This is a genomic window from Selenomonas sp. GACV-9, from assembly GCA_900116485.1.
GTDB classification, from domain to species: domain Bacteria; phylum Bacillota; class Negativicutes; order Selenomonadales; family Selenomonadaceae; genus Selenomonas_A; species Selenomonas_A ruminantium_G.
Map to the genome: position 1 here is coordinate 159,610 of FPAX01000003.1, position 22,897 is coordinate 182,506.

Here is a 22,897-nt window from a genome sequence, read left to right on the forward strand (position 1 = left end):
CCTTCCCCTTAGGGGAAGGCTTTCATTTACATATTTTCCTTGCTGTGGCGGTAACCGTAAGCGAAGTAAATCAGCAGGCCGACGGCGCTCCAGAGCCAGAAGCGTTCCCAGGTCATGGCCGACAGGTTGTACATGATATAGGCACAGCTGGCAATCGAAAGCGTGCCCATGACGTAGATGGCCGGGCAGCGGAAGGGCCGGTTGACGTCTGGATACTTGCGGCGCATGACCATGACGCCGATCGAGGAGACGATGAAGGCGAACAGCGTGCCGACACTGCACATCTCGGCGACAACATTGATGGGCGTAAAGCCGCTGATCAGCATGACGGCAAAACCGACGATGACCGTGATGCGATGCGGCGTCGCAAACCGCGGATGGATCTTGCAGACTCCCTTCGGGATCAGGCCATCGCGGCTCATCGCGTAGAACGCGCGCGTCTGCGCATACATCATGACGAGCAGTACCGTCGTAAGGCCTGCGATAGCGCCCGTGCCGACGACAGCCGAACCGAAGCGGTAGCCAAGCTCGCGCAGGACGAAGGCTACCGGCTCAGCGTTGTCAAGCTGCGTATAGGAGACATTACCAGTCATGACTGCCGTCACCGCAATATAGAGCAGCGTACAGATCAGCAGCGAGGCGATGATGCCCGTCGGCATATCGTGGGCCGGATTCTTCGTCTCCTCTGCTGCTGTCGCGATCGAGTCAACGCCGAGATAGGCAAAGATGATGACCGCCGCACCAGCCGAGACGCCAGCAAAACCAAATGGCATGAACGGTTCCCAGTTTGCAGGATCCACCGTCGGGGCCGCCAGGAACAGGAACAGGAAAATCGCCAGCAGCTTGACGCCGACGAGGATCTTGTTGACCGTGACACTCTCGCGCACGCCACGCACCAGCAGGAACGTCAGGAAACCGGTAATCAGCACAGCAGGCAGGTTCACGAGGCCGCCGTCCGCAGGGACCGTCGTGTACTCTGCCGGCAGTATGATGCCTGCCGATTTCAATAGGCCAACCACATAGGCCGACCAGCCGCCTGCGACGGCACTCGCCCCTACCGAATACTCAAGCACGAGGTTCCAGCCCACCAGCCAGGCCCAGAGCTCACCCACCGACGTATAGGCATAGGCATAGGCACTGCCAGCGACCGGAATCATCGCAGCCAGCTCCGAATAGGCCATGCTGACAAAACCGCAGGCGATGCTCGCAATCAGGAACGAGAGCATCAAGGCCGGCCCCGCATACTGCGCTGCCGCCACCCCCGTCAGCACGAAGATACCCGTGCCGACGATGACACCGATACCGAGCAAGGTGACATCCAGCGACCCTAGCGCTCGTTTTAAATGCGATTTTGACGCATCGCTCTGATACTCCGCGATGCTTTTCGTACGAAAGATTCCCATCGGAACACTCCTAACTGCCTGAATTGTATTCTCTGAATAAACATACTGTTGTATTATAGCACACGAGCGGACAAAAATGAATTCGTTTTTTGTAAAGTTGCAATACAGCAGCAGGATTTCAGTTATCCACGTCGAATTAATACCAAGCAGAAGGAACCGATGGTTAAACTGGGATAAAGCAAGGAGTGTGGCGTCCGATGATCAAGAACATGGCTATCTATGTTATCCTCAAGCTCGAGTATGGCAAGGGGCAGGAAAACGTCTATACCAGCATCCTCAACGTGACCTCAAGCAAGAGCACAGCGGAAACCTTCAAAGAGCACTACGAGGAGGAATTCGCAGATGAGATCGAGCATGAGCATAACGGCCGCTTCGTCTCCATCCGTTTGCACAAAGCGCTGATCCAGCTCGACGATGAGATCATCGCCCCGGATATGTTCATCCGCTTTATCGGCGATAAGAATGTCAAAGACGTATTCAAATAGTTTTGTGCAAAAAAAGACCAGCCACCCGGCTGGTCTTTTGCATTGTCATGATAATGGTCGGGATGACAGGATTCGAACCTGCGGCCTCTTCGTCCCGAACGAAGCGCGCTACCAAACTGTGCCACATCCCGACAACGTAGACTATTATAACGCGCTAAAAAGGATAATGCAACCCCTTTTTTGAAAAAAAGTTAAATTTTACGCTGATTTTTTCCGCTGATAGAAAAACAGGAAGATAATCGGGATGACCAAGAGCGTAAATACTGTCGAGGTCAGAAGGCCGCCAATGATGACCCAGGCCATCGAGACGCGAGTCTCGGAGCCTGCCGTCATCGCCAGCGCCGTCGGCATCATGCCGACCATCATCGTCAGTGTCGTCATGAAGATTGGCTTCAGGCGCACCCTGCCGGCCTCCACAATTGCCTCCAGTGCCGTGCGCCCCCGATCCATCAGCGTCAACGCATAGTCAATCAGCAAGGTACCGTTCTTGGCCACGATACCATCCATGACCAGGATACCGATCATCGAGTAGAGGTTCAGCGTATTATGCGTGATGAACAGCAGCAAGATCGAGCCGATAAGTCCCAGCGGCAGCGAGAACATGCGGATGAATGGCGTGACCACCGACTCATAGAGCACCGCCAGCAGCATATAGATAAGCACCAGGGCCAGGAACAATGCACTCAAGAGCTCCGAGAACGTGTCATTCATGCGCGTCGCCTGCCCCTTGAACTGGTAATTTATCGTATCGCCAAGATGCGCCTTGGAAAGTGCCTTCCTGACATCCTTCATCACGTCGCCAATGGGCCGGCCGCTGACATTGGCACCAATGGCGATAGCGCGCTGCTTGTCCACACGGCGGATAGTCACAGGACCGCGGCCATTCTTTATCTCAGCCACATCGCCAAGATAGATAAGCCTGCTGCCTGCCAGCACCGGCACATGGGCTACATCCGAGGCCTTATAGCCATCGGCATCCTTGAACCGAACCTTGATATTCGTATCAAGACCACTGTTGTGGCTGTCATTCTTGAGCTCGCCTGCCGAAAGGCCGGAGATTGCCGATGAAAACGCCGTATCAACGTCTGCCAGCGACGTACCGTAGGCCTTGAGTTTCTGGCGGTCAACGGTCAACTGCAGCTCCGGCATGCCCTGGGTATAGGAACTGTTGACGTCGGTGACACCCTTGACATCATTCTGCAGGATGCTCATGACACGGTCAGCCGCAGCACTGAGCTCCTCATTGTTGTTGCCACGCAGCTCAATCTGCAGCGCGCCGCCGCCGTTGCGGGCACCGCCGCCCCCCGAGATACCTGCAACATTGCTCTGGGTCTCTGCCACGCGGATATCGGCATCATTGATGTCCGCCGCAAACTCGCGGACTTCATTGGCAACGTCCCATACCGAGCGCGAACGTTGCTGGCGGTCGACGAGCTGTACCTTGATGCGCCCCTCATAGGCAGTCATGCCGCCCACCTGCGACATATAGTACTTGACTTCGGGAATCTCACCAAGCTTGCCCTCAAGCTGCCTCGCAATACGATTGGTTGTCTCCGACGAAGAGTTCACCGGCGCCTGGATGTTGATCGTAAAACTCGACTCATCCGTCTGCGGCATATACTCCATCCCGACGATCCCAGTGGGCACCATGGCGATGACGCCAACAAATACGGCGAGTATCGTCACGAGCAGTTTCTTCTTATGCCCGAGGCTCCAATACAGGACGCGTTCATAAAAAGCCACCGCCCGCTCCTCCAAGCGATCCATGAAATCCCAGAGTTTCTTCTTCTCTGGATGATAGCCCCTGCGGAAAAACCGCGAGGCCAGCATCGGCGTCAAGGTAAACGACACGAACAGCGAGAAGAAACCGGCAAATACGATAGTCAAACCAAACTGACGGAAATACTGACCGGTCATGCCCTCCATGAAGGCAATCGGCATGAATACTGCCGCATCGCAAAGCGTGATAGCGATAGCGGCCATGCCGATCTCATTACGGCCGTTCTCAGCGGCAAGCTTCGAATCCTCGCCCAGCCGCAGATGACGATTGATATTCTCCAGGACAACGATGGAGTCATCGACCAGGATACCGATGCACAGGGTCATGCCCATCAGCGTCATCATATTGAAGGTGAATCCTGCGATATACATGACGAAGAACGTCGCAATCAGCGAGGTCGGTATCGCGATCATGACAGCTGCTGTCGAGCGCCAGCCCCGCAGGAACAGGAACAGCACCAACCCTGTCGTGATAAGGCCTTCCACCAGGGTTCCCAAGGTATTGTGCAGGGAATCCTGGATATAGTTCGCATCATTAGATACCACGACAAACTGGTAGTCCGGATAGTTCTTGCGCAGCCTCTGCACAGCCCTCATGATGTTGCCAGCAGTCTCCACCACATTGGCATCGCTGTTCTTGTAGATCAGCACATTTATGGCATCTTCCCCATTGAGACGGCCATAGCGGGAACGGCGGGCATCCTGCTCGCGCACCGTCGCCACAGCTGTCAGCGGTATCATCTTGCCATCGGCATTCTGCACCTGTATCTGCTCGATGTCTTTAGCTGTCTTGTACTGCGCCACCACGCGGACATCGGACTTCGTTGTCTCGGTGTAGACCGAACCTGACGGCAGCAGCTGGTTCTCTTTCTTGATGGCCGACGAAATCTTCGCCAGCGTCAGCTTGTAGGCCGCCATCTTGTCGCGGTCGACATCGACGGCCACCTCCTTATCCCGGCCGCCATGCAGCTCTATCTCCGAGACGCCGCCCGCCTGCTGCAAAGTCTCCTGAAAGACATTGTCGGTCATCGAGTAGGTATCGGCCAAACTGTGCTGGCTCATGACCGCCAGCTCGATGATTGGCTTGGCGTTGATATCGCGCTTGATGACTACCGGCGAGTCCGCTTCATCGGGCAGTTTATTCTTGATGGCCTCGACCTTCTTGGTCGCATCGATGGCTGCCGTATCGGCACTGGCATCAAAGTCAAGCTCAAGCATGACCCGCGCCCGCTCATAGCTGGCCGTCGAGGTTATCTTCTTGACATTTGACACCGAGGACAAGGCATCCTCGACAGGCTTGACGATTTCCTGCTCCACCGAGTCCGCGCTCGCCCCCGGATATTTGACCGTGACCGTGACATACGGCGTATTGAGTGCCGGCAAGAGCTCGACACCAATCCGGTAGTAGCTGTACAGGCCGAGCACGACGAAGAACATGACAATCATCGAGATGCCGACTGGACGGTTGATGGAAAAACGTGTCAGATTCATCCGTCATCCCTCCACGCTATCGTCCACATCTACCGCAGTTCCCGTCTGCAGCTTATCCTGATTCGAGATGACAACCGTTTCGCCATCCTCGAGCCCCGCGATGATTTCCTGTGATTCGTCATTGATCAGGCCGATCTTGACCTCCCGCTCCTCAACCGTGCCATCAGCCTTGAGCACGAACAAGGTCTGATGGCCATTGCGCGAGATGACAGCTTCCTTGGGTACAAACAACGTATCATGACGCTGCAGGATATCGATAGCCGTATGGGCAAACAGCCCCGCCTTGATATCATCGCTCGTCGTGTCAAGCTCGATGCGCGCCTGGTATGTCTTGGCACTGTCGTCCATCGCGGGACTCACATAGACAATGCGCCCTGTATAGTCCGCCCCGAGTGCATCAATCGTTACCCTGACCTCCATCCCAGTCTTCAGGATAGCCGCATCGCTTTCCGACAACGCGCAGTCCACATTGAGATGGCTGTTATCGACCAGCGAGAGCACCTTCGTCCCTGCCGTCACGATAGCACCGACCTCGGCATTGCGATAGCCAATGACGCCATCGCGCGGTGCCCGCAGGATCATATCCTCACGCTGACGACGCAGCGCTGCGGCTGCATACCGCTGCTTCTCGGCCGTATACTGTTTCGACTGGACGCTGGCCGCACTGTCACCATCGGCCTGGTTGGCCAGCACCTCAAAGGCCGCCTTGCTAGCCATATATTCCTGCTCAACCGAGTCGAGCGTATTCTGCGAAATCGCACCAATGGAAAAGAGATACTGATTGCGCTCGTACTTGCCCTTCTCGAGCTCATAGGCATTCTTGGCCTTGATGTAGTTCGCATCATAGGTCACAGCTGCCTCGCGTGCATCAGCTGCGGCAGCATTTGCCGCAGCATCATTCTGATTGATGGAGATATCAAGATCCCCTGTATCCTGTACCATGAGCACCTGGCCTGCCGTTACCACATCGCCAAGATTCACGCAGACCTCAGCGACACGGCCTGTGTATTTGGGCGCCAGGGCGACATTGGCATCAGCCACAGTCTGCCCCGACAGTACCACACGGCGCATCATGTCCTGCCGCACAACCTGCTGCACCTTGACCAACGGCTTGCCATGACGCACTCGTTTCTCCGTATTGCGCGCATTACCGAAATAGAAATATAGCGCCACCCCCAGAAAGATCATCACAGTCAGCACTGCAAGTATCTTCTGCCTGCGGCTCATCTGCCGGAAATCATTTTGAAAATCATGACGCATATGATTGCTCCCCATCCCATTTCATTACTCATACATATATTCTTATTAGTAATATTGTAACACTACCATATTAAAAAGGGGAGTTTTTTATTTTTGCCACTACAGCAGGGAATCACTGACCACTCGAAGAATACCTACATGTATGAATAAATAATACTATCCTGATTTGAAAGCGAGGCACAAGTCATGCAAGCAGTTGAAATCCGCAAAGACATCTACTGGGTCGGCGCGATTGACTGGTCCATGCGCAGTTTCCATGGCTACCAGACAGGACGCGGCACCACCTATAACGCTTATCTGATCCTTGACGAGAAAATCACGCTTATCGATACGGTCAAAGACAGCTTTGCCGAGGAGCTGCTCGCACGCATCGCTTCCGTCATCGATCCTGCGAAGATCGACTATATCATCTCGAGCCACGTCGAGCCCGACCATTCAGGTGCTATCCCGTTCATGATGCAGCACTGCCCCAACGCCACGATCATCACGAGCCTGCCCAACGGGCTCAAAGGGCTGAATGCCCGCTATGGCGACCTACCCTACGAGGGCGTCAATGCAAACGATACGCTGAGCATCGGCAACCGCACATTGCAGTTCGTGCCAACACCAATGCTCCACTGGCCCGACAGCATGGTCACCTACTGTCCCGAGGAAAAGATCCTGTTCTCCAACGACGCCTTCGGCGAACACCTCGCCTCCAGCAAGCGCTTTGACGACGAGAATGACCTGCCGACGGTCCTCTGGGAGGCCAAGAAATACTACGCCAACATCCTGATGCTCTACGGCCGACAGGCACAGACGGCCTTCCAGGCACTCAACGGGCTCAAGATCAACATGATTGCCACTGGACACGGCGTTATCTGGCGGTCACATATCGACGATATCCTCGCCTGCTATCAGAAATGGGCCGCCTGTGCCGTCGAAGACCGCGCCGTCGTCGTCTTTGACAGCATGTGGCACTCGACAGAAAAGATTGCACGCACCATCGCCGAGGCCTTTGAACAGAAAGGTATCCCCTGTTCCTACTACGATATCAAGGAAAACCATCTCTCCGATATCATGACCGATGTCCTCACGGCTAAATACATCGCCGTAGGCTCGCCAACCATCAACAATCAGATGATGCCGACAATCGCCAGCTTCCTCTGTTACCTCAAGGGGCTCTCGCCCAAGCGTCACCAAGGCTTTGCCTTCGGCTCCTATGGCTGGGGCGGGCAGAGCATCGCCCAGGTCGAGGAAGAACTGAAGGCAGCCGGCATCGAGATCATCCTCGATAAGATACGCATCGCCAACGTTCCTACCGGCGAGCAGCTGCAAGCCATCACCCAGAGCATCCAAGAGCTCTGAGACAAGCACATAGAAAAAGCCGCGTCAGTATAAATACCGACGCGGCTTTTTCCTGCCCAGCATCACTTGATTACCTTGAAGTTTTTCAGGAGTTCCTTTTTCTCGTCCTCCGTCATGGCCGAGCGCTTGTTTTCGCCCTCCACCATTTTCAAGCAGGACTTTTTCTGATCCTGCTTTCGTTCCTGACCGAGAGAAACCATGCGGATATGCTTATCGTCATGAAGAAGCTCCAACATGTTGAGCTTTTCCAGCAGATCCTTCAGATAGCCTTTCGCACGAGCGTTGCGTATCTGACTGGCAAGCTGCACCGCCGCCTGGTCTTGCAGCTCCAAAAGACTCCCCCGCTCCAACAGGGATGAGTCTATGAACTTGCCGAGACCGACGCGGTTCAGATAAGAGGTCAGGTTTCCCCGGAAATAGGCCAGCCGCATCCTTTCCTGCAGACGGATGGCGGCCCGGACAAGGATTCCATCAAGGCGTTCATCAAAACTTGCGTGTTTCATGAAGACACCCCCGTGATGAAAACTTGCTCATATATATGTAAATATTCGCCTCTACGCCAAATATCTCCTGCTAAAAATATCGATTAAAAAATATTTTATTCTGCCGTCGGCACTGGCTTGACCTTGCCCACAGCCTTCGTCTTCATCTTGAGCGTGACCAGGAACGTCGTCCCCTTGCCAAGCTCGCTTTCAATCTGGATCGTGCCCTTGTGCAGGTTGACAATCTCCTGGGCAATCGCCAAACCCAGACCATTGCCACCCATCTCGCGCGAACGCGCCTTATCGACGCGATAGAAACGATCGAAGACTTTCTCCTGATCTTCCGGCGAGATGCCAATGCCTGTATCGGCTACAGCCAGACAGACCTTGCCCTTCTCGGCCTTGCGGAATTCCACCGTGACCGTGCCGCCCTCCGGCGTATATTTCACCGCATTATCCACGAGGATCAGCACGAGCTGGCGAATCTTCTGCTCATCGGCATGGATGATTGCCTTGGGCAGCCGCTCAGCGACAAGGGTTATCTTCTTCTGATCAGCCAATGGCTGCATGAGCCGCGCCGTCTGCGCCGCCACGGCACCGAGGTCGAACTTCGATGGCTTGAGCTTCAGCGCCTTGTTGTCACTGCGCGCCACCACGAGCAGATCGCCGACCAGCTTCGTCATCTTCTTGACCTCATCGCGCACATCCTCGATGACCTGCTTGAGGAATGGCGACTTGATGGACGGGTCGTTCTGCAGCAGGTCTGCCGACGCCATGACAACAGCCAGCGGCGTGCGCAGCTCATGGCTCGCATCAGCCGCAAACTGGCGCTGTTTCTCATAGGCAGCCTTGAGCGGCACCATGGCCTTGCCCGAGAGCAGATGGCCGACGATCGTCGCGATGATAAGCGCCAGAATGCCCAGGGCAGCCATGATGGTGGTGGCCTTTTCCATACCGTTATAAAGAGCCGTGACATCCTTGCCGACATAGACCACCTGAGGAGATGCCCCCGGCTCACGGATCTTCTGCATGGTCATCATGATCTTCGTCTTATGGCCATTCTCACGGGGCTTGGTCACGACCGTAACCTCTCCCTCTTCGCCAGACCACTGATTCATGACATCGAGAATGAATGGCTCGATGCGGAATGAGGCCCGGGCAAAGTTCAGCAGCCGGCCATCGCTATCGAACACATAGAAAAACAGCCGGTCATTCGTGCTCTTATAGGCCACCGTATCGTCGATGACCAGCTCCGGATGCTGGTTCAGATAACGCTGGGCCTCAGCCACATTGTCAGCAGTATCCCAGAGCTCCCGTGCCTGCTCGGAACGGATGGACCACTCCATCGACTGATGCATCGCGAAGATCAGCACCGCCAGGAAGATGATCATAACCAATGAGTAAAGCATCGTCAGCTTGCGACGGCTTTGCCCGAAAAGGTTTTCTGTCATTATTTATGGGCCTCCAGCTTGTAGCCGACCCCGCGGACGGTCTTGATGATCGTATCGCCGTCGCCAAGGTCGAGTTTCTTGCGCAAGATCTTCATATACGAATCGATATTATTCGAGCTGACATCAGACTCAAGCCCCCAGATGCGGTCAAGGATGATGTCACGCGGCACGACGATGCCGATGTTCTGTGCCAGAAGATCGAAGATCTGGAACTCACGCGGCGACAGCTGGATCACATCGTCTTTCTTCTTGAGGACCTTGGCCGTGCGGTTCAGCGTGAAATCCCCCACCTCGACGACATCCTGCTGGATCTTCTGGGTACTGCGGCGCCCCAGAGCGCGCAGGCGGGCCAAGAGCTCCGCAAACTCGAAGGGTTTCACGAGATAGTCGTCAGCGCCAGCATCAAGTCCTGTCACACGGTCCTCCACCGAGTCACGTGCCGTAAGCATCAGGATGGCTTTCTCATAGCCCTCACGGCGCAGACGGCTGCAGGCATCCACGCCCGTTTCGCCCGGCATCATCCAGTCAAGCACCAAGATATCATAATCGGTGTACATCGCATATTCATAGATATCACTGCCATTGGTTACCCATTCGACCTGGATATCGTTCTGCTCCAGCATATATTTCGTCAGCTTGCCCAGACGTTTATCATCCTCAGCTAAAAGTACGCGCATCGTAACGCCTCCTAAAAGTTTATGTCTGTTCTTATTATACGCTTATTATCTTGAAATTCCACTGAAAATAAAAAGCCATCCCCGAAAATGGAGATGGCTTTCCTGCCTATTCGTTTATCAGTCGCGGCCCAGACGATCTCTGAGGATAACGTCATGGGAACCACCCTCAACAATACTCGTAGCCGATACCAGCGTGAGTTTTGCCTTATCGCGGAACTCCGGCAGGCTCAGCGAACCGCAGTTGCACATCGTGCTGCGGATCTTCGCCAGCGTCGTCTGCACGTTGTCCTTGAGCGGACCAGCGTACGGAACATAGGAGTCGACGCCTTCCTCGAAGGACAGCTTGCGCGCGCCGCCGAGGTCATAGCGCATCCAGTTGCGGGCACGGTTCGAGCCCTCGCCCCAGTACTCTTTGTAGTACGTACCATTGACCTTGACTTTGTCCGTCGGGCTCTCGTCGAAACGGGAGAAGTAACGGCCAAGCATCAGGAAGTCGGCGCCCATAGCCAGTGCCAGCGTCATATGGTAGTCATGGACGATACCACCGTCGGAGCAAACCGGGATATAGATGCCCGTCTCCTCATAGTAACGGTCACGCTCAGCACAGACATCGATAAGAGCCGTAGCCTGGCCGCGGCCAATGCCTTTCGTCTCACGCGTGATGCAGATGGAACCGCCGCCAATACCGACTTTGATGAAGTCAGCGCCAGCCTCAGCGAGGAAACGGAAACCTTCGGCGTCAACGACGTTGCCGGCACCGACCTTGACATCCTCACCGAAGTTCTCATGGATGTACTTCAGCGTGATGCGCTGCCACTCGGAGAAGCCCTCCGAGGAGTCGATGCAGAGGACATCAGCGCCAGCCTTCAGCAGAGCCGGAACGCGCTCCGCATAGTCGCGCGTGTTGATACCAGCACCGACGATGTAGCGTTTGTTCTTGTCGATGAGCTGCAGCTCATGCTCTTTGTTATCCGTGTAATCCTTGCGGAACACCATGTAGCGCAGGTGCTGATTCTTGTCAACGATAGGCAGCATGTTGAGCTTGTTTTCCCAGATCATGTCGTTGGCCTGATTGATCGTCGTGACTTCCTCAGCTTTGGCATAAACGAGATTCTCAAACGGCGTCATGAACTCTTTGGCCTGCGTATCAAGCGACATGCGCGATACACGGTAGTCACGGCTCGTGACAATACCTAAGAGCTTGCCATCCGGCGTACCATCTTCAGTGACTGCCATCGTGGAATGGCTCGTCTTCTGTAAGAGCTCAAGAATCTCACCCAGGGTCGTGGTCGGTTTGATGTTGGAATCGGAGCTTACAAAACCGGATTTGTAGTTCTTGACGCGGGCTACCATAGCAGCCTCTTCTTCAATCGTCTGGGAACCATAGATGAAGGACACGCCACCCTCCTGAGCGAGCGCGATTGCCATCTTGTCGTTAGAAACTGCCTGCATGATAGCGGAAGTCATCGGGATGTTCATGGAGATTTTCGGCTCCTCACCCTTCTTGAACTTCACCAGCGGAGTCTTAAGCGATACATTGTTTGGAATGCACTTGTCTGAGGAATAGCCCGGAACAAGCAGATACTCGCCAAAAGTGTGTGATGGTTCTTCAAAATAGAATGCCAACGTAACCCCTTCTTTCTTGATACTGTAGGTGTCTGTGTATATTGTTATATATGTTAATATACTTGCGAATACATGTCAATCTCAAACTACAGTTTGCTTTACAATGTTACACTTTCATTGTTTTCCCGCATAACAAAAGCAGCCAGTGGTCTTTTTACTTACCATCCAGCTGCTAGTCGTCGCTATTCTGTTTTATCCTATCCATTTGTTTACCTTTGGGTATCGTTCTTACGGGCCCATCGGACTCCCCTCCTTTGCAAGCCTTTCTCTCCAGGAATCTGATTTTCCGTTGGCTAGCTATTACCTTTTCAGAAGTATCAGTTCCCTTAACTTAGCTATATTATAGCGCACGATTATCGCAATGTCAATAATTTTCAAACTATTTATATAAATTTCTCTGGCAACAAAAAAAGGACCCAACTTCCGTTAGGTCCTGTGATTTCTGGTGGAGACAAGGAGGATCGAACTCCTGACCTCTTGAATGCCATTCAAGCGCTCTCCCAGCTGAGCTATGCCCCCAGACTATTCAATTGCGACGGCTTTGTGCTGTCAACATGTAATATTATAAAGGGCTGGCACATCTGTGTCAACCCCCTATTTTTACATTTTTTAGATTTTCGAGAATTCAAGCGAGGAACGGCTGCCATACATCTGCTCATAGTAATTCTGATAGTCGCCGCTGATGATGTTCTCCCACCAGTCGCGGTTCTCCAGGTACCATTTTACCGTTTCCTTGATACCATCCTCAAAGCGCGTCGTCGGTTCCCAGCCGAGCTCCTCACGGATCTTGGTCGGGTCGATGGCATAGCGGCGGTCATGGCCCTTGCGGTCCGTGACATACTCGATGTTTTCCTCACCTTTGCCGAGCTCGTGCAGGATGGTCTTGACCACATCGATATTCGCCCGCTCATTGTGACCGCCGATGTTATAGACCTCACCGACCTTGCCCTTCTGCAGGATAAGGTCGATTGCTGCGCAGTGATCCTTGACGAAGAGCCAGTCGCGTACATTGAGTCCATCGCCATAGACTGGCAGTTTCTTATCCGCCAGAGCGTTGATGATCATCAGCGGAATCAGTTTCTCTGGGAAATGATACGGCCCATAGTTGTTCGAACAGCGCGAGATCGTGACCGGAATCTTGTAGGTACGATGGTAGGCCTGTACCAAGAGGTCAGCACCAGCCTTCGACGAAGAGTACGGGCTCGACGTATGCAATGGCGTCGTCTCCGTGAAGAAGAGATCCGGACGGTCAAGGGGCAGGTCGCCATAGACCTCATCCGTCGAGACCTGATGATAACGGTCAATGCCGTATTTGCGGCAGGCATCGAGCAGGACGCTCGTACCGATGACATTCGTCTGCAAGAAGATCTCCGGGTTCTCGATCGACCGGTCAACATGGGATTCGGCCGCAAAATTCACGATGACATCCGGTTTTTCTGTCTCAAACAGCTTGTAGACCTGCTTGCGGTCAGCAATGTCGCCACGGATAAACTTGAAATTATCCTTCGTCATTGCCTTTTCCAGCGTTGCCATGTTGCCAGCATACGTCAGCTTATCGTAGCAGATGATCTTATCACTTGGATGCTGCTTGAGCATATAGTAGACAAAATTCGAACCAATGAAACCAGCACCGCCGGTTACGACAATATTCATATAAAGATTCCCCCTTGGAAGTTATTCCCCATATATAAAGTTCAGGTCCGTGCGTTCCTTCAGCAGCGGTGCCTTCTGATCCTTATCTGACAGGATGACCGGCTCAATCGGCCACTCGACACCGATATCCGGGTCATTCCAGCGGATATTGCCATCGCACTCCGGCGCATAGTAGTTATCCGCCTTGTACTGCACCTCAACGTCATCCGTCAGCGTGATGAAACCATGAGCAAAGCCCCGCGGGATGAACAGCTGTTTCTTGTTCTCAGCCGAAAGCTCGACGCCAACCCACTGGCCATACTGCGGCGAGCCCTTGCGGATATCGACTGCCACGTCGAAGATCTTGCCGCGCGTACAGCGCAAGAGCTTCGCCTGGCACTTCGGATTGAGCTGATAATGCAGGCCGCGCAACGTGCCCTTCTGCGCTGAGAACGACTGGTTGTCCTGCACGAAATCCACCTTTATGCCAGCTTCTTCCATCTTGCGCTGCGACCAGCTCTCCATGAACCAGCCACGAGCATCCCCAAAGACCTGCGGCTCAAGGACAAATACGCCTTTCAGGCTTGTTTCTGTTGCTTTCATTGCTATCTCTCTAACTCCATCATTCACTTAACATATTGACCAGATATTTGCCATATTCATTCTTCATCAGCGGCTGTGCCAGTTTCTCCACCTGAGCAGCATCGATATAGCCCATACGGTAGGCGATCTCCTCGATGCAGGCAATCTTGAGGCCCTGGCGAGCCTGGATCGTGCGCACGAAAGCCCCAGCGTCGAGCAGGGATTCATGCGTACCCGTGTCGAGCCAGGCGTAACCGCGGCGCATCTTCTCCACCTGCAGGGTGCCACGCTCAAGGTAGACCTTGTTGACATCGGTAATCTCGAGCTCGCCGCGCGGCGACGGCTTGATGCTCTTGGCAATGTCGACGATATCCTTGTCGTAGAAGTAAAGTCCCGTAACGGCATAGTTGGACTTCGGCTCTGCCGGTTTCTCCTCAAGGCTAAGCGCCCGGCCAGCCTTGTCAAACTCGACCACGCCATAGCGTTCTGGATCTGAAACATAGTAGGCAAATACCGTGGCTCCCTCGTCGAGTCTTGCCGCCCGCTGCATCGCCTGCGCCAAATCCGAACCGTAGAAGATATTGTCGCCGAGCACCAATGCACAGGCCTCGCCATCGATGAACTGCTCCCCGATCAGGAAGGCCTGGGCCAGTCCATCAGGGCTCGGCTGCACAGCATACGAGATGCTGATGCCGAGCTGGCTGCCATCGCCAAGAAGACGCGCGAAGAGTTCCTCATCCTCCGGCGTCGTGATGATCAAGATATCATTGATCCCCGCCAACATCAGCGTGCTCAGCGGATAATAGATCATCGGCTTGTCGTAAACCGGCATAAGCTGTTTCGAGACAACCTTCGTCAATGGATAAAGACGGGTTCCCGAGCCGCCTGCCAGAATAATTCCCTTTTTTACCAAAAGAAAAACACCTCCGGTTTTTGTCGCATCTCTAATAGTATACAACAAACGAAGATGTTTTTCCTGCTTTTTCTGAAAATGTCACTTGAATTCGACGAATTCGTCGATGCGCGCACCGCCTTTTATCATCGGCTCCACAAAGCTGCGCCAGACGTTGAGCACGATGACCCGGGGATGCTCTTTATCGGCCATTGCCCGCTGCAAGGCCTCAGCAAACTCCTCCTGGGTGGACACCGTCTCAGCCTCAATGCCGAAACTGCCTGCATAGGCAGCATAGTCCATCGGATAGTCGAACTCGCAGGCGATATAGCGTTCCTTATACATGACCTTCTGCAGCTGGCGGATCATGCCAAGGCTCGTGTTGTTGACGATAAGCGATATGATAGGCAGTTGCAGCCGGGCTATCGTATAGAACTCGTTGCCGGTCATCTTGATGCCGCCATCGCCTGCCACATGGACAACACGGCGCGTATCACCATAGGCCAGCTGGGCTCCCATCGCCGCTGGCAAGCCAAAGCCCATCGTCCCCAAACCGCCTGAGGTCAGCCAGGTACGCGGCTCTTCGATATGCAGATGGAGCGCCGCCCACATCTGATGCTGGCCCACATCGGTGGCAAAGGCGAAGGGCTTGCCCTTGGCCGCCAGCGCTACCTGATGCATAGCCCAGGGAACGGTCAGCCGGTTCTGATGGTAGTCGTACTCATAGGTGTCACGCCAAGCATGGATCTTGCCCCACCAAGCAGCCAGGTCACCAGCTGGCTCATATTTCATCAGCAGACCAAGGATCGTCTTCATATCTCCAGCCAGCCCCAGCGAATTGCCGATATTCTTATCGATTTCTGCCGGGTCGATGTCGATATGGATAAACTTCGTATCCTGCGTGTATTTCTTGACATTGCCAGTCTGGCGGTCACCGAAACGGCTGCCGATCGCAATGACGAGATCAGCGGCCGCAATCGCATGGTTAGCGGCCTTCTCACCATGCATGCCCGCAAAGCCCAGCGACTGCGGATGCGAGCGTGGGATGGCTCCGAGCCCCATCAAGGTATGGGCCACAGGCAGATGGTATTTCTCGATGAAGGCCGTCACCTCGGCCGAGGCACCGGCCGAAATCACACCACCGCCCACGATGACCACCGGCTGCTTAGCACGGACAATCTCATGGGCTGCCTCAGCCGCACAGATCAAGAAATCAGCATCAGGCTTGCCACAGGACGAAGTCTCCGCTGCCATCGGCTCGTAGTCGACCTCGGCAAAGAACAGGTCCCGTGGCACATCAACAAGCACTGGCCCCGGACGCCCCTTGCGCGCCAGGCGGAAGGCCTCGCGAATCGTCGGCACGAGCTGACGGGCATCCTTGACCTTGTAATTGTGTTTCGTGATTGGCATCGTGACATCGAGGATATCGGTCTCCTGGAAGGCATCTTTGCCAAGCAGGGCTGTATCGACCTGTCCCGTGATGGCCACGATGGGAATCGAATCCATGAAGGCCGTCGCTATGCCCGTGACCAGGTTAGTAGCGCCGGGGCCTGAGGTAGCGATACAGACACCTACCTTGCCCGATGCCCTGGCATAGCCATCGGCCGCATGGGCCGCATTCTGCTCATGGGTCACAAGTACCTGCTTGATCTCCTTGTCATCATAAAGTGCGTCATAAAGTGGCAGGATCATGCCACCTGGATAACCGAATATGGTATCAACGCCCTGCTCCTTGAGGCAGGCCGCTACTGCTTGTGCTCCCTTCAAATGATCGCCTCCTAACAGCCTACCCCCAGTGAGGAAGACTTAAATCCGCTGACAGATTACCCGTGTAATCTCTTCGGTATTCGCCTTCGAAAATCCTTCTTTCCAGAGATCCGGCGTGCGATAACCATCAGCCAGCGCCTTGTCGACGGCTTTTTCAATGGCATTGGCTGCCGCTTCCTCATGGAGGGAATACCGCAGCAGCATAGCAGCCGACAGGATCGTGCCCATGGGATTGGCAATGCCCTTGCCAGCAATATCCGGCGCACTGCCATGAATCGGCTCATAGAGGCTCGTATAGGTGCCGATGGATGCCGACGGCATCATACCGATCGAACCGCCGACAACAGCTGCCTCATCGGACAGGATGTCGCCAAACAGGTTGCCCGTCACGATGACATCAAACTGCGTCGGACGGATGGCCAGCTGCATCGCACAGTTATCGACATAGAGATTGTTGAGCTCGATATCCTTATACGACTCAGCCACCTTGGCCACCGTGCGGCGCCAGAGGCGCGACGTTGCCAGGACATTGGCCTTGTCGACGGACGTGACCTTGCCACGGCGCAGTTTTGCCGTCTCGAAGGCGAGCTTGGCGATGCGCTCGACCTCTGGCACCGAATAATTCTCAAGATCCCAGGCACGCTCAGCACCATCATGCTGCTCCGACTCGCATTTATCGCCAAAGTAGATGCCGCCGACAAGCTCACGCACGATGACGAGGTCAACGCCCTTTACCAGCTCCGGCTTGAGCGGCGAATACTCGACCAGGGCATCTGCCACCTTGACCGGGCGCAGGTTCGCATAGAGCTCCAGGTTCTTGCGCAGGCCCAGGATGGCCTTTTCGGGACGCAGTGCCGGATCGACATTATCCCATTTGTCACCGCCGACAGCGCCAAACAGGACGGCATCCGATGCCTTGCAGGCATCGATCGTCGACTGCGGCAGCGGCGTGCCGAATTTATCATAGGCCGTGCCGCCCGCATCGTGAAATTCATAGGACAATCCCAGGCCGAATCTCGCATCGACAGTCTTCAAGACCTCAACAGCCGAATCAGTGATTTCCTTGCCGATGCCATCGCCAGGGATTACGGTAATCTTATATGCCATGATCAATTCTTCTCCTTGATATAGTTGATGAGTCCGCCAGCTTTGGCGATATCCTGGATAAAGCCCGGCAGCGGATTTGCATGGAATACGTCGCCTGTCGTGACATTTTCGATGACACCAGTGGCCGTATCAACGCGCAGCTCATCATTGGCCTTGATTTTCTCCACATCATCGCCGATTTCCAAGAGCGGCAGACCGATATTGATGCCATTGCGATAGAAGATGCGCGCAAAGCTGGCGGCGATGACAACCGGTACTCCCGAAGCCTTGATGGCGACTGGCGCATGCTCACGCGAGGAGCCGCAGCCGAAGTTCTTGCCGCCGACCATGATATCGCCAGCTTTGACATTCTGGGCAAAGCTCTCGTCGATATCGACCATGCAGTGGCTGGCCAATTCTTTCGGGTCGAATGTATTCAGATAACGTGCGGGGATGATGACATCCGTATCGATATTATCCCCATAACGCCAAACTTTTCCTGCTAACTTCATCTCACTTTACCTCCTCTGCCGTGGCAATGCGCCCTAGGATTGCACTTGCGGCTGCTACATGCGGGCCAGCCAGGTATACTTCACTGTCGACATGGCCCATGCGGCCACGGAAGTTGCGGTTCGTCGTCGACACGCACTTCTCGCCAGCCGCCATGATGCCCATGTAGCCGCCGAGGCACGGGCCGCAGGTCGGCGTCGAGACCGCGCAGCCCGCATCGATGAACGCATCGATATAGCCGCGCTTCATGGATTCCTTGTAGATGGCCGGGCTGCCGGGGATGATGATGCAGCGGACGTGGTCAGCGACCTTGTGCCCCTTGAGGATCTCCGCAGCGATCTCCATATCCTCCAGACGGCCATTCGTGCAAGAGCCGATGATGACCTGGTCGATGGCAATCGGCTCCTCGATGTCAGCCACAGCCTTCGTATTCCCCGGCAGATGCGGGAATGCTACCACTGGTTTCAGCTCATCGAGATTAATCTCGACTGTCTGGACATACTGCGCATCTTCGTCTGCGGCCACCGGTTCATAGGCTTTCTTGACCCGGCCCTCGACATATTCCTTCGTGACCTCATCGAACGGGAAGATACCATTCTTGGCACCAGCCTCGATGGCCATGTTGGCAATCGTCAGGCGGTCGGTCATCGTGAGTTCCTTCACGCCTGGACCAGCGAACTCCAGCGACTTATAAAGCGCACCATCGACGCCGATCATACCGATGAGCGTCAGGATGACATCCTTGCCGTTCGTACCTGCCGGCTTCTTGCCTGTCAAGTTCACCTTGATGGCCTCTGGCACCTTGAACCAGGCCTCGCCCGTGGCCATGGCTGCGCCGAGGTCCGTCGAGCCGACACCCGTGGCAAAGCCATTGACTGCTCCGTAGGTACAGGTATGGGAATCGGCGCCGATTGTCAGCATCCCGGGGCCGACAATGCCCAGCTCTGGCAGGATGACATGCTCGATGCCGACGCGGCCCTGCTCGAAGTAATTGACAATCTTCCATTTGTGCGCAAAATCGCGGACAGCCTTGCCAAGCTCAGCTGACTTGATATCCTTGGCCGGCTGGAAATGGTCCGGTACCAGTGCAATCTTCTCATTATCAAAGACCGGGCGGCCGATCTCCTCGAATTTCTTTATCGATGGCGGTGCCGTGATATCATTGGCCAGCACCATATCCAGCTTGCAGTTGATCAGCTGGCCTGCCTTGACAGATTCCAATCCCGCATGACGGGCCAGGATCTTTTCGCTCATATTCATGCCCATTTGGTTGCCCTCCTAGTTCATAATCCGAATAAAGCCCTCCCCGGTAGGGGGAAGGCTTTACAAGCATATTTGGCTATTTTCTTATCAGTCTTTCGACAGGTCTGCACCATCGCGGAGCCACGGCATCATGTTGCGGAGCTCAGCACCGACCTTCTCGATCGGATGCTCAGCATGCAGACGACGCTGTGCCATGAAGTTCGCACGGCCAGCAGCACGGTTCTCCAGCAGCCAATTGCGAGCAAAGGTACCATCCTGGATTTCCTTGAGTACCTTCTTCATCTCTTTCTTCGTCTCTTCCGTGATGATGCGCGGGCCTACCATGTAGTCGCCATACTCGGCCGTATCGGAGATGGATTTGCGCATCTTCGTGAAGCCGCCCTCATAGCAGAGGTCAACGATGAGTTTCATCTCATGGAAGCACTCGAAGTATGCCATCTCAGGCGGGTAACCTGCCTCGACGAGGACTTCATAGCCCGTCTGCATCAGCTGGCAGACACCGCCGCAGAGAACAGCCTGCTCACCGAAGAGATCTTCCTCCGTCTCATCGCGGAAGGTCGTCTGCAGGACGCCGGAACGCGTAGCGCCAAGGCCTTTGGCATAGGCCAGGGCAATGTCGAAGCATTTGCCCGATGCATCCTGATGAACGGCAAATACTGCCGGAACACCAGAGCCCTCCGTGTACGTGCGGCGTACGAGATGGCCCGGACCTTTCGGAGCGACCATGAACACGTCGACATCAGCCGGCGGAACGATCTGCTGATAATGGATATTGAAACCATGAGCAAAGGCAAGAGCACTACCGGATTTAAGGTTCGGGGCAATCTCATTCTTGTAGACGTCGGACTGCTTCTCATCCGGAATCAGGACCATCGTGATGTCAGCCTCTTTTACTGCATCAGCGACGTTCTTGACCGTCAGGCCATGTTCCTCGGCAACTTTCTTGGACTTGGAACCTTCATAAAGGCCGACCACGACGTCAACGCCACTCTCTTTGAGGTTCAGGGCATGTGCATGTCCCTGGCTGCCATAGCCAATGATAGCAACTTTTTTGCCGTTCAGAACTTCCCAGTTGACATCCTGATCATAATAAGTTTTTGCCATAGTACTCTCTCTCCTCACAATGTTCATAAATGGTATGTTCACCGCGCTCCAATGCGATAAGGCCGGTGCGGATAACCTCGGCGATGCCATAAGGCTTGACGAGCTTCAGGAAAGCTGACACCTTATCATCGCTGCCCGTTATCTCAAAGACAAGCGTAGACGATTCCACATCTACTACATGAGCCCGGAAGAGCTCCGCCATCTTCAAGACATCGAGCCTGTTCGTGTCGTCCGACTTGACCTTGATCAGCGTCATCCCGCGGCACACAGCGTTTTTCTCATCCAGGCGCTGGACGGCCTGCACAACCGGCATCTTCTCAAGCTGCTTGATCATCTGCTCGACAAGATTCTCATCCCCCTGCACCACTACCGTAATGCGCGAGTATTCCGGCCGCTCGGTCACCCCCACCGACAAGCTGTCGATGTTGAATTCCCGTCTGGAAAACATACTTACAACCCGGACCAGCACACCAGTCTGATTCTCGACAAAAACAGACAAGACATGTTTCATTCCGCTATCCCCTTTCTCCACATTGCAGCAAACCCGCAATACGGCTGTTTGAATATGTAATGTTGTAAAGTATGTATACATTATTGCGCCGATGGACTTTTTTGTCAATAGCTTATTGTAACATTTTTGTATTTAATTAAAGAATTTTACTATCATAATCCTTCCTGCAAGTACAACATCTGCCTCTGCCCTATAATATTTAAGACTAATGTCCTTGTATTGCGGAGCAAAAGTAATATTCCTTACATTTTCTTGAATTATTCTGCTATTTGATAATATTTTGTCTTTTTGTTTTGCATGGAATTCCCGACTGCGATATGCTAGAATAATTCGCATCACTATCACGACCATAAACGAAGGAGTTCATACATTGCCGAAAGCACTTACCCTTGAACATACCGATATCCTGCCAGATCTCATAAAGCCGCTGCTGACCTGGTACAGACGCCAGGCAAACGATCGGCAGCTGCCTTGGCGGCTGGAACCAACGCCCTACCACACCTGGCTGTCGGAAATCATGCTGCAACAGACGCGCGCGGCCACTGTCATCCCTTACTACGAGCGTTTCCTTACCGCACTGCCAGACATCGCCGCCTTGGCAGCTGTCAGCGATGACACGCTCATGAAACTCTGGCAGGGCCTCGGCTACTACTCACGCGCCCGCAATCTAAAGAAAGCCGCGAAAGTCATCACGGCTGAATATGGCGGCGAGCTCCCGCAGGAACATAAAGCCCTTCTGGCACTGCCGGGCATTGGCCGCTACACAGCTGGCGCCATCGGCTCGATTGCTTGGGGCAAGCCCTGGCCAGCTGTTGACGGCAATGTACTGCGCGTCATCACCCGCGTCCTTGCCTGCCCGGAAGATATCATGGCCGCCCGCACGCGAACGGCTATCGAAACCGCACTTGCCCCGCACTATCCGAGCGGAACAGACGCCAGCGACCTCAACCAGGCCTTTATGGACCTTGGTGCCACGATCTGCCTGCCACATGGGGCTCCACACTGCACGAACTGTCCGCTGAAACGCCTATGTCTCGCTCACGATACGGGGCACGAACAGGATTTTCCTGTAAAGACAGCAGCAAAATCGCGCCGCATCGAGCAGCACACCATCCTGCTGCTCCAACAGGGCGATGCCTTCGCCCTGCAAAAGCGCCCAGCCACAGGGCTCCTTGCAGGCCTTTGGGAGTTTCCGCATCTTCCAAGGCATCAATCGCAGAGCGACATCGAAACCTGGCTGCAGCAGCATGATTATCAAGCGGTACAAATCGAGCCGCTGCCCGAGTCAAAACATATCTTTTCCCATGTTGAGTGGCATATGACCGGCTGGAAGATAACGCTCAGCGATAACAACGCGAAAATAGCCGAGAGCTGCCAAACCTTCCAATGGGTATCGCCTGCCCAAATCGCCGCCACTTACAGTATCCCGTCTGCCTTTTCCTATTACTTTCCCTATTTGAAATAAATAAACTGGACACCTAGCAGGATTTTTTTCCTGAGTGCCGAAAGTTAAAGTTATAGACAAAATAATCTTTGTTTCTATTTGATT

At 54.3% G+C, this 22,897-nt stretch carries 19 protein-coding genes and 2 tRNA genes; 3 read left to right on the forward strand and 18 right to left on the reverse strand.

Annotated features, from left to right (window positions below):
• Window positions 1–26: 26 nt before the first annotated feature.
• Window positions 27–1,403 (reverse strand): amino acid permease, encoded by a 1,377-nt coding sequence (locus BM322_RS05105; protein ID WP_075428832.1) that lies wholly within the window; start codon window positions 1,401–1,403, stop codon window positions 27–29.
• A 197-nt stretch (window positions 1,404–1,600) separates the two neighbouring features.
• On the opposite strand from BM322_RS05105, the gene BM322_RS05110 reads away from it, so the two are divergent.
• Window positions 1,601–1,888, forward strand: coding sequence for a hypothetical protein (locus BM322_RS05110; RefSeq protein ID WP_075428833.1), 288 nt, complete (start codon window positions 1,601–1,603; stop codon window positions 1,886–1,888).
• Between the two features lie 54 nt (window positions 1,889–1,942).
• Here the strand turns inward: BM322_RS05110 and BM322_RS05115 are convergent.
• The 3 genes from BM322_RS05115 to BM322_RS05125 form a co-directional block, all read right to left on the reverse strand.
• Window positions 1,943–2,019 (reverse strand) — tRNA-Pro (locus BM322_RS05115).
• 67 nt (window positions 2,020–2,086) lie between these two features.
• A complete protein-coding gene (locus BM322_RS05120; RefSeq protein ID WP_075428834.1) occupies window positions 2,087–5,158 on the reverse strand; it encodes an efflux RND transporter permease subunit in 3,072 nt (1,023 codons plus the stop codon).
• Window positions 5,159–5,161: 3 nt separating this feature from the next.
• Window positions 5,162–6,418, reverse strand: coding sequence for an efflux RND transporter periplasmic adaptor subunit (locus BM322_RS05125; protein WP_075428835.1), 1,257 nt, complete (start codon window positions 6,416–6,418; stop codon window positions 5,162–5,164).
• A gap of 186 nt (window positions 6,419–6,604) precedes the next feature.
• On the opposite strand from BM322_RS05125, the gene BM322_RS05130 reads away from it, so the two are divergent.
• Entirely contained in the window at window positions 6,605–7,765 is a 1,161-nt protein-coding gene (locus tag BM322_RS05130) for an FprA family A-type flavoprotein (protein ID WP_075428836.1), read from the forward strand.
• Between the two features lie 62 nt (window positions 7,766–7,827).
• Here the strand turns inward: BM322_RS05130 and BM322_RS05135 are convergent, their stop codons facing one another.
• The 14 genes from BM322_RS05135 to ilvN all read right to left on the reverse strand — a co-directional run bounded on the left by BM322_RS05135 (window position 7,828) and on the right by ilvN (window position 21,348).
• A complete protein-coding gene (locus BM322_RS05135) occupies window positions 7,828–8,268 on the reverse strand; it encodes a hypothetical protein (RefSeq protein WP_075428837.1) in 441 nt (146 codons plus the stop codon).
• A gap of 95 nt (window positions 8,269–8,363) precedes the next feature.
• Entirely contained in the window at window positions 8,364–9,698 is a 1,335-nt protein-coding gene (locus BM322_RS05140; protein WP_075428838.1) for a cell wall metabolism sensor histidine kinase WalK, read from the reverse strand.
• Window positions 9,698–10,375: a response regulator transcription factor gene (locus BM322_RS05145; protein ID WP_075428839.1), complete on the reverse strand. Its 678-nt coding sequence runs from the start codon at window positions 10,373–10,375 to the stop codon at window positions 9,698–9,700. The genes BM322_RS05140 and BM322_RS05145 overlap by 1 nt, the downstream gene beginning before the upstream one ends.
• Before the next feature lie 117 nt (window positions 10,376–10,492).
• Window positions 10,493–12,001, reverse strand: coding sequence for an IMP dehydrogenase (locus BM322_RS05150; protein WP_075428840.1), 1,509 nt, complete (start codon window positions 11,999–12,001; stop codon window positions 10,493–10,495).
• Between the two features lie 443 nt (window positions 12,002–12,444).
• Window positions 12,445–12,520: transfer RNA gene (locus tag BM322_RS05155), tRNA-Ala, on the reverse strand.
• Between the two features lie 90 nt (window positions 12,521–12,610).
• Window positions 12,611–13,654, reverse strand: coding sequence for a dTDP-glucose 4,6-dehydratase (rfbB, locus tag BM322_RS05160; protein ID WP_075428841.1), 1,044 nt, complete (start codon window positions 13,652–13,654; stop codon window positions 12,611–12,613).
• 21 nt (window positions 13,655–13,675) lie between these two features.
• Window positions 13,676–14,236, reverse strand: coding sequence for a dTDP-4-dehydrorhamnose 3,5-epimerase (gene rfbC / locus BM322_RS05165; protein ID WP_075428842.1), 561 nt, complete (start codon window positions 14,234–14,236; stop codon window positions 13,676–13,678).
• Between the two features lie 19 nt (window positions 14,237–14,255).
• Window positions 14,256–15,128 carry a glucose-1-phosphate thymidylyltransferase RfbA gene (rfbA, locus tag BM322_RS05170; RefSeq protein WP_075428843.1) on the reverse strand — a complete coding sequence of 291 codons (873 nt, stop codon included), beginning with the start codon at window positions 15,126–15,128 and terminating at the stop codon, window positions 14,256–14,258.
• A gap of 81 nt (window positions 15,129–15,209) precedes the next feature.
• Entirely contained in the window at window positions 15,210–16,874 is a 1,665-nt protein-coding gene (gene ilvB / locus BM322_RS05175) for a biosynthetic-type acetolactate synthase large subunit (protein WP_075428844.1), read from the reverse strand.
• Between the two features lie 39 nt (window positions 16,875–16,913).
• Entirely contained in the window at window positions 16,914–17,981 is a 1,068-nt protein-coding gene (gene leuB / locus BM322_RS05180; protein ID WP_075428845.1) for a 3-isopropylmalate dehydrogenase, read from the reverse strand.
• A gap of 2 nt (window positions 17,982–17,983) precedes the next feature.
• Entirely contained in the window at window positions 17,984–18,472 is a 489-nt protein-coding gene (locus BM322_RS05185) for a 3-isopropylmalate dehydratase small subunit (RefSeq protein WP_075428846.1), read from the reverse strand.
• Between the two features lies 1 nt (window position 18,473).
• Window positions 18,474–19,736: a 3-isopropylmalate dehydratase large subunit gene (gene leuC / locus BM322_RS05190; RefSeq protein WP_075428847.1), complete on the reverse strand. Its 1,263-nt coding sequence runs from the start codon at window positions 19,734–19,736 to the stop codon at window positions 18,474–18,476.
• An 84-nt stretch (window positions 19,737–19,820) separates the two neighbouring features.
• Window positions 19,821–20,837 carry a ketol-acid reductoisomerase gene (gene ilvC / locus BM322_RS05195; RefSeq protein ID WP_075428848.1) on the reverse strand — a complete coding sequence of 339 codons (1,017 nt, stop codon included), beginning with the start codon at window positions 20,835–20,837 and terminating at the stop codon, window positions 19,821–19,823.
• A complete protein-coding gene (gene ilvN, locus BM322_RS05200) occupies window positions 20,818–21,348 on the reverse strand; it encodes an acetolactate synthase small subunit (RefSeq protein WP_075428849.1) in 531 nt (176 codons plus the stop codon). Before ilvN ends, ilvC begins: the two co-directional genes overlap by 20 nt.
• A 370-nt stretch (window positions 21,349–21,718) precedes the next feature.
• On the opposite strand from ilvN, the gene mutY reads away from it, so the two are divergent.
• The gene (gene mutY / locus BM322_RS05205; protein ID WP_143102187.1) at window positions 21,719–22,813 is read left to right on the forward strand and encodes an A/G-specific adenine glycosylase; all 1,095 of its coding nucleotides are present in this window, start codon (window positions 21,719–21,721) and stop codon (window positions 22,811–22,813) included.
• Window positions 22,814–22,897 lie beyond the last annotated feature (84 nt).

Excerpts from the sequence above, each read along its gene's own strand:
- BM322_RS05140 (WP_075428838.1), bottom strand. The coding sequence starts at position 9,698 with ATGACAGAAAACCTTTTCGGGCAAAGCCGTCGCAAGCTGACGATGCTT.
- ilvN (WP_075428849.1), bottom strand. The coding sequence starts at position 21,348 with ATGAAACATGTCTTGTCTGTTTTTGTCGAGAATCAGACTGGTGTGCTG.
- BM322_RS05130 (WP_075428836.1), top strand. The coding sequence starts at position 6,605 with ATGCAAGCAGTTGAAATCCGCAAAGACATCTACTGGGTCGGCGCGATT.
- ilvC (WP_075428848.1), bottom strand. The coding sequence starts at position 20,837 with ATGGCAAAAACTTATTATGATCAGGATGTCAACTGGGAAGTTCTGAAC.
- BM322_RS05185 (WP_075428846.1), bottom strand. The coding sequence starts at position 18,472 with ATGAAGTTAGCAGGAAAAGTTTGGCGTTATGGGGATAATATCGATACG.
- BM322_RS05125 (WP_075428835.1), bottom strand. The coding sequence starts at position 6,418 with ATGCGTCATGATTTTCAAAATGATTTCCGGCAGATGAGCCGCAGGCAG.
- leuB (WP_075428845.1), bottom strand. The coding sequence starts at position 17,981 with ATGGCATATAAGATTACCGTAATCCCTGGCGATGGCATCGGCAAGGAA.
- BM322_RS05110 (WP_075428833.1), top strand. The coding sequence starts at position 1,601 with ATGATCAAGAACATGGCTATCTATGTTATCCTCAAGCTCGAGTATGGC.
- BM322_RS05135 (WP_075428837.1), bottom strand. The coding sequence starts at position 8,268 with ATGAAACACGCAAGTTTTGATGAACGCCTTGATGGAATCCTTGTCCGG.
- BM322_RS05145 (WP_075428839.1), bottom strand. The coding sequence starts at position 10,375 with ATGCGCGTACTTTTAGCTGAGGATGATAAACGTCTGGGCAAGCTGACG.
- leuC (WP_075428847.1), bottom strand. The coding sequence starts at position 19,736 with ATGGGCATGAATATGAGCGAAAAGATCCTGGCCCGTCATGCGGGATTG.
- rfbC (WP_075428842.1), bottom strand. The coding sequence starts at position 14,236 with ATGAAAGCAACAGAAACAAGCCTGAAAGGCGTATTTGTCCTTGAGCCG.
- BM322_RS05120 (WP_075428834.1), bottom strand. The coding sequence starts at position 5,158 with ATGAATCTGACACGTTTTTCCATCAACCGTCCAGTCGGCATCTCGATG.
- BM322_RS05105 (WP_075428832.1), bottom strand. The coding sequence starts at position 1,403 with ATGGGAATCTTTCGTACGAAAAGCATCGCGGAGTATCAGAGCGATGCG.
- rfbB (WP_075428841.1), bottom strand. The coding sequence starts at position 13,654 with ATGAATATTGTCGTAACCGGCGGTGCTGGTTTCATTGGTTCGAATTTT.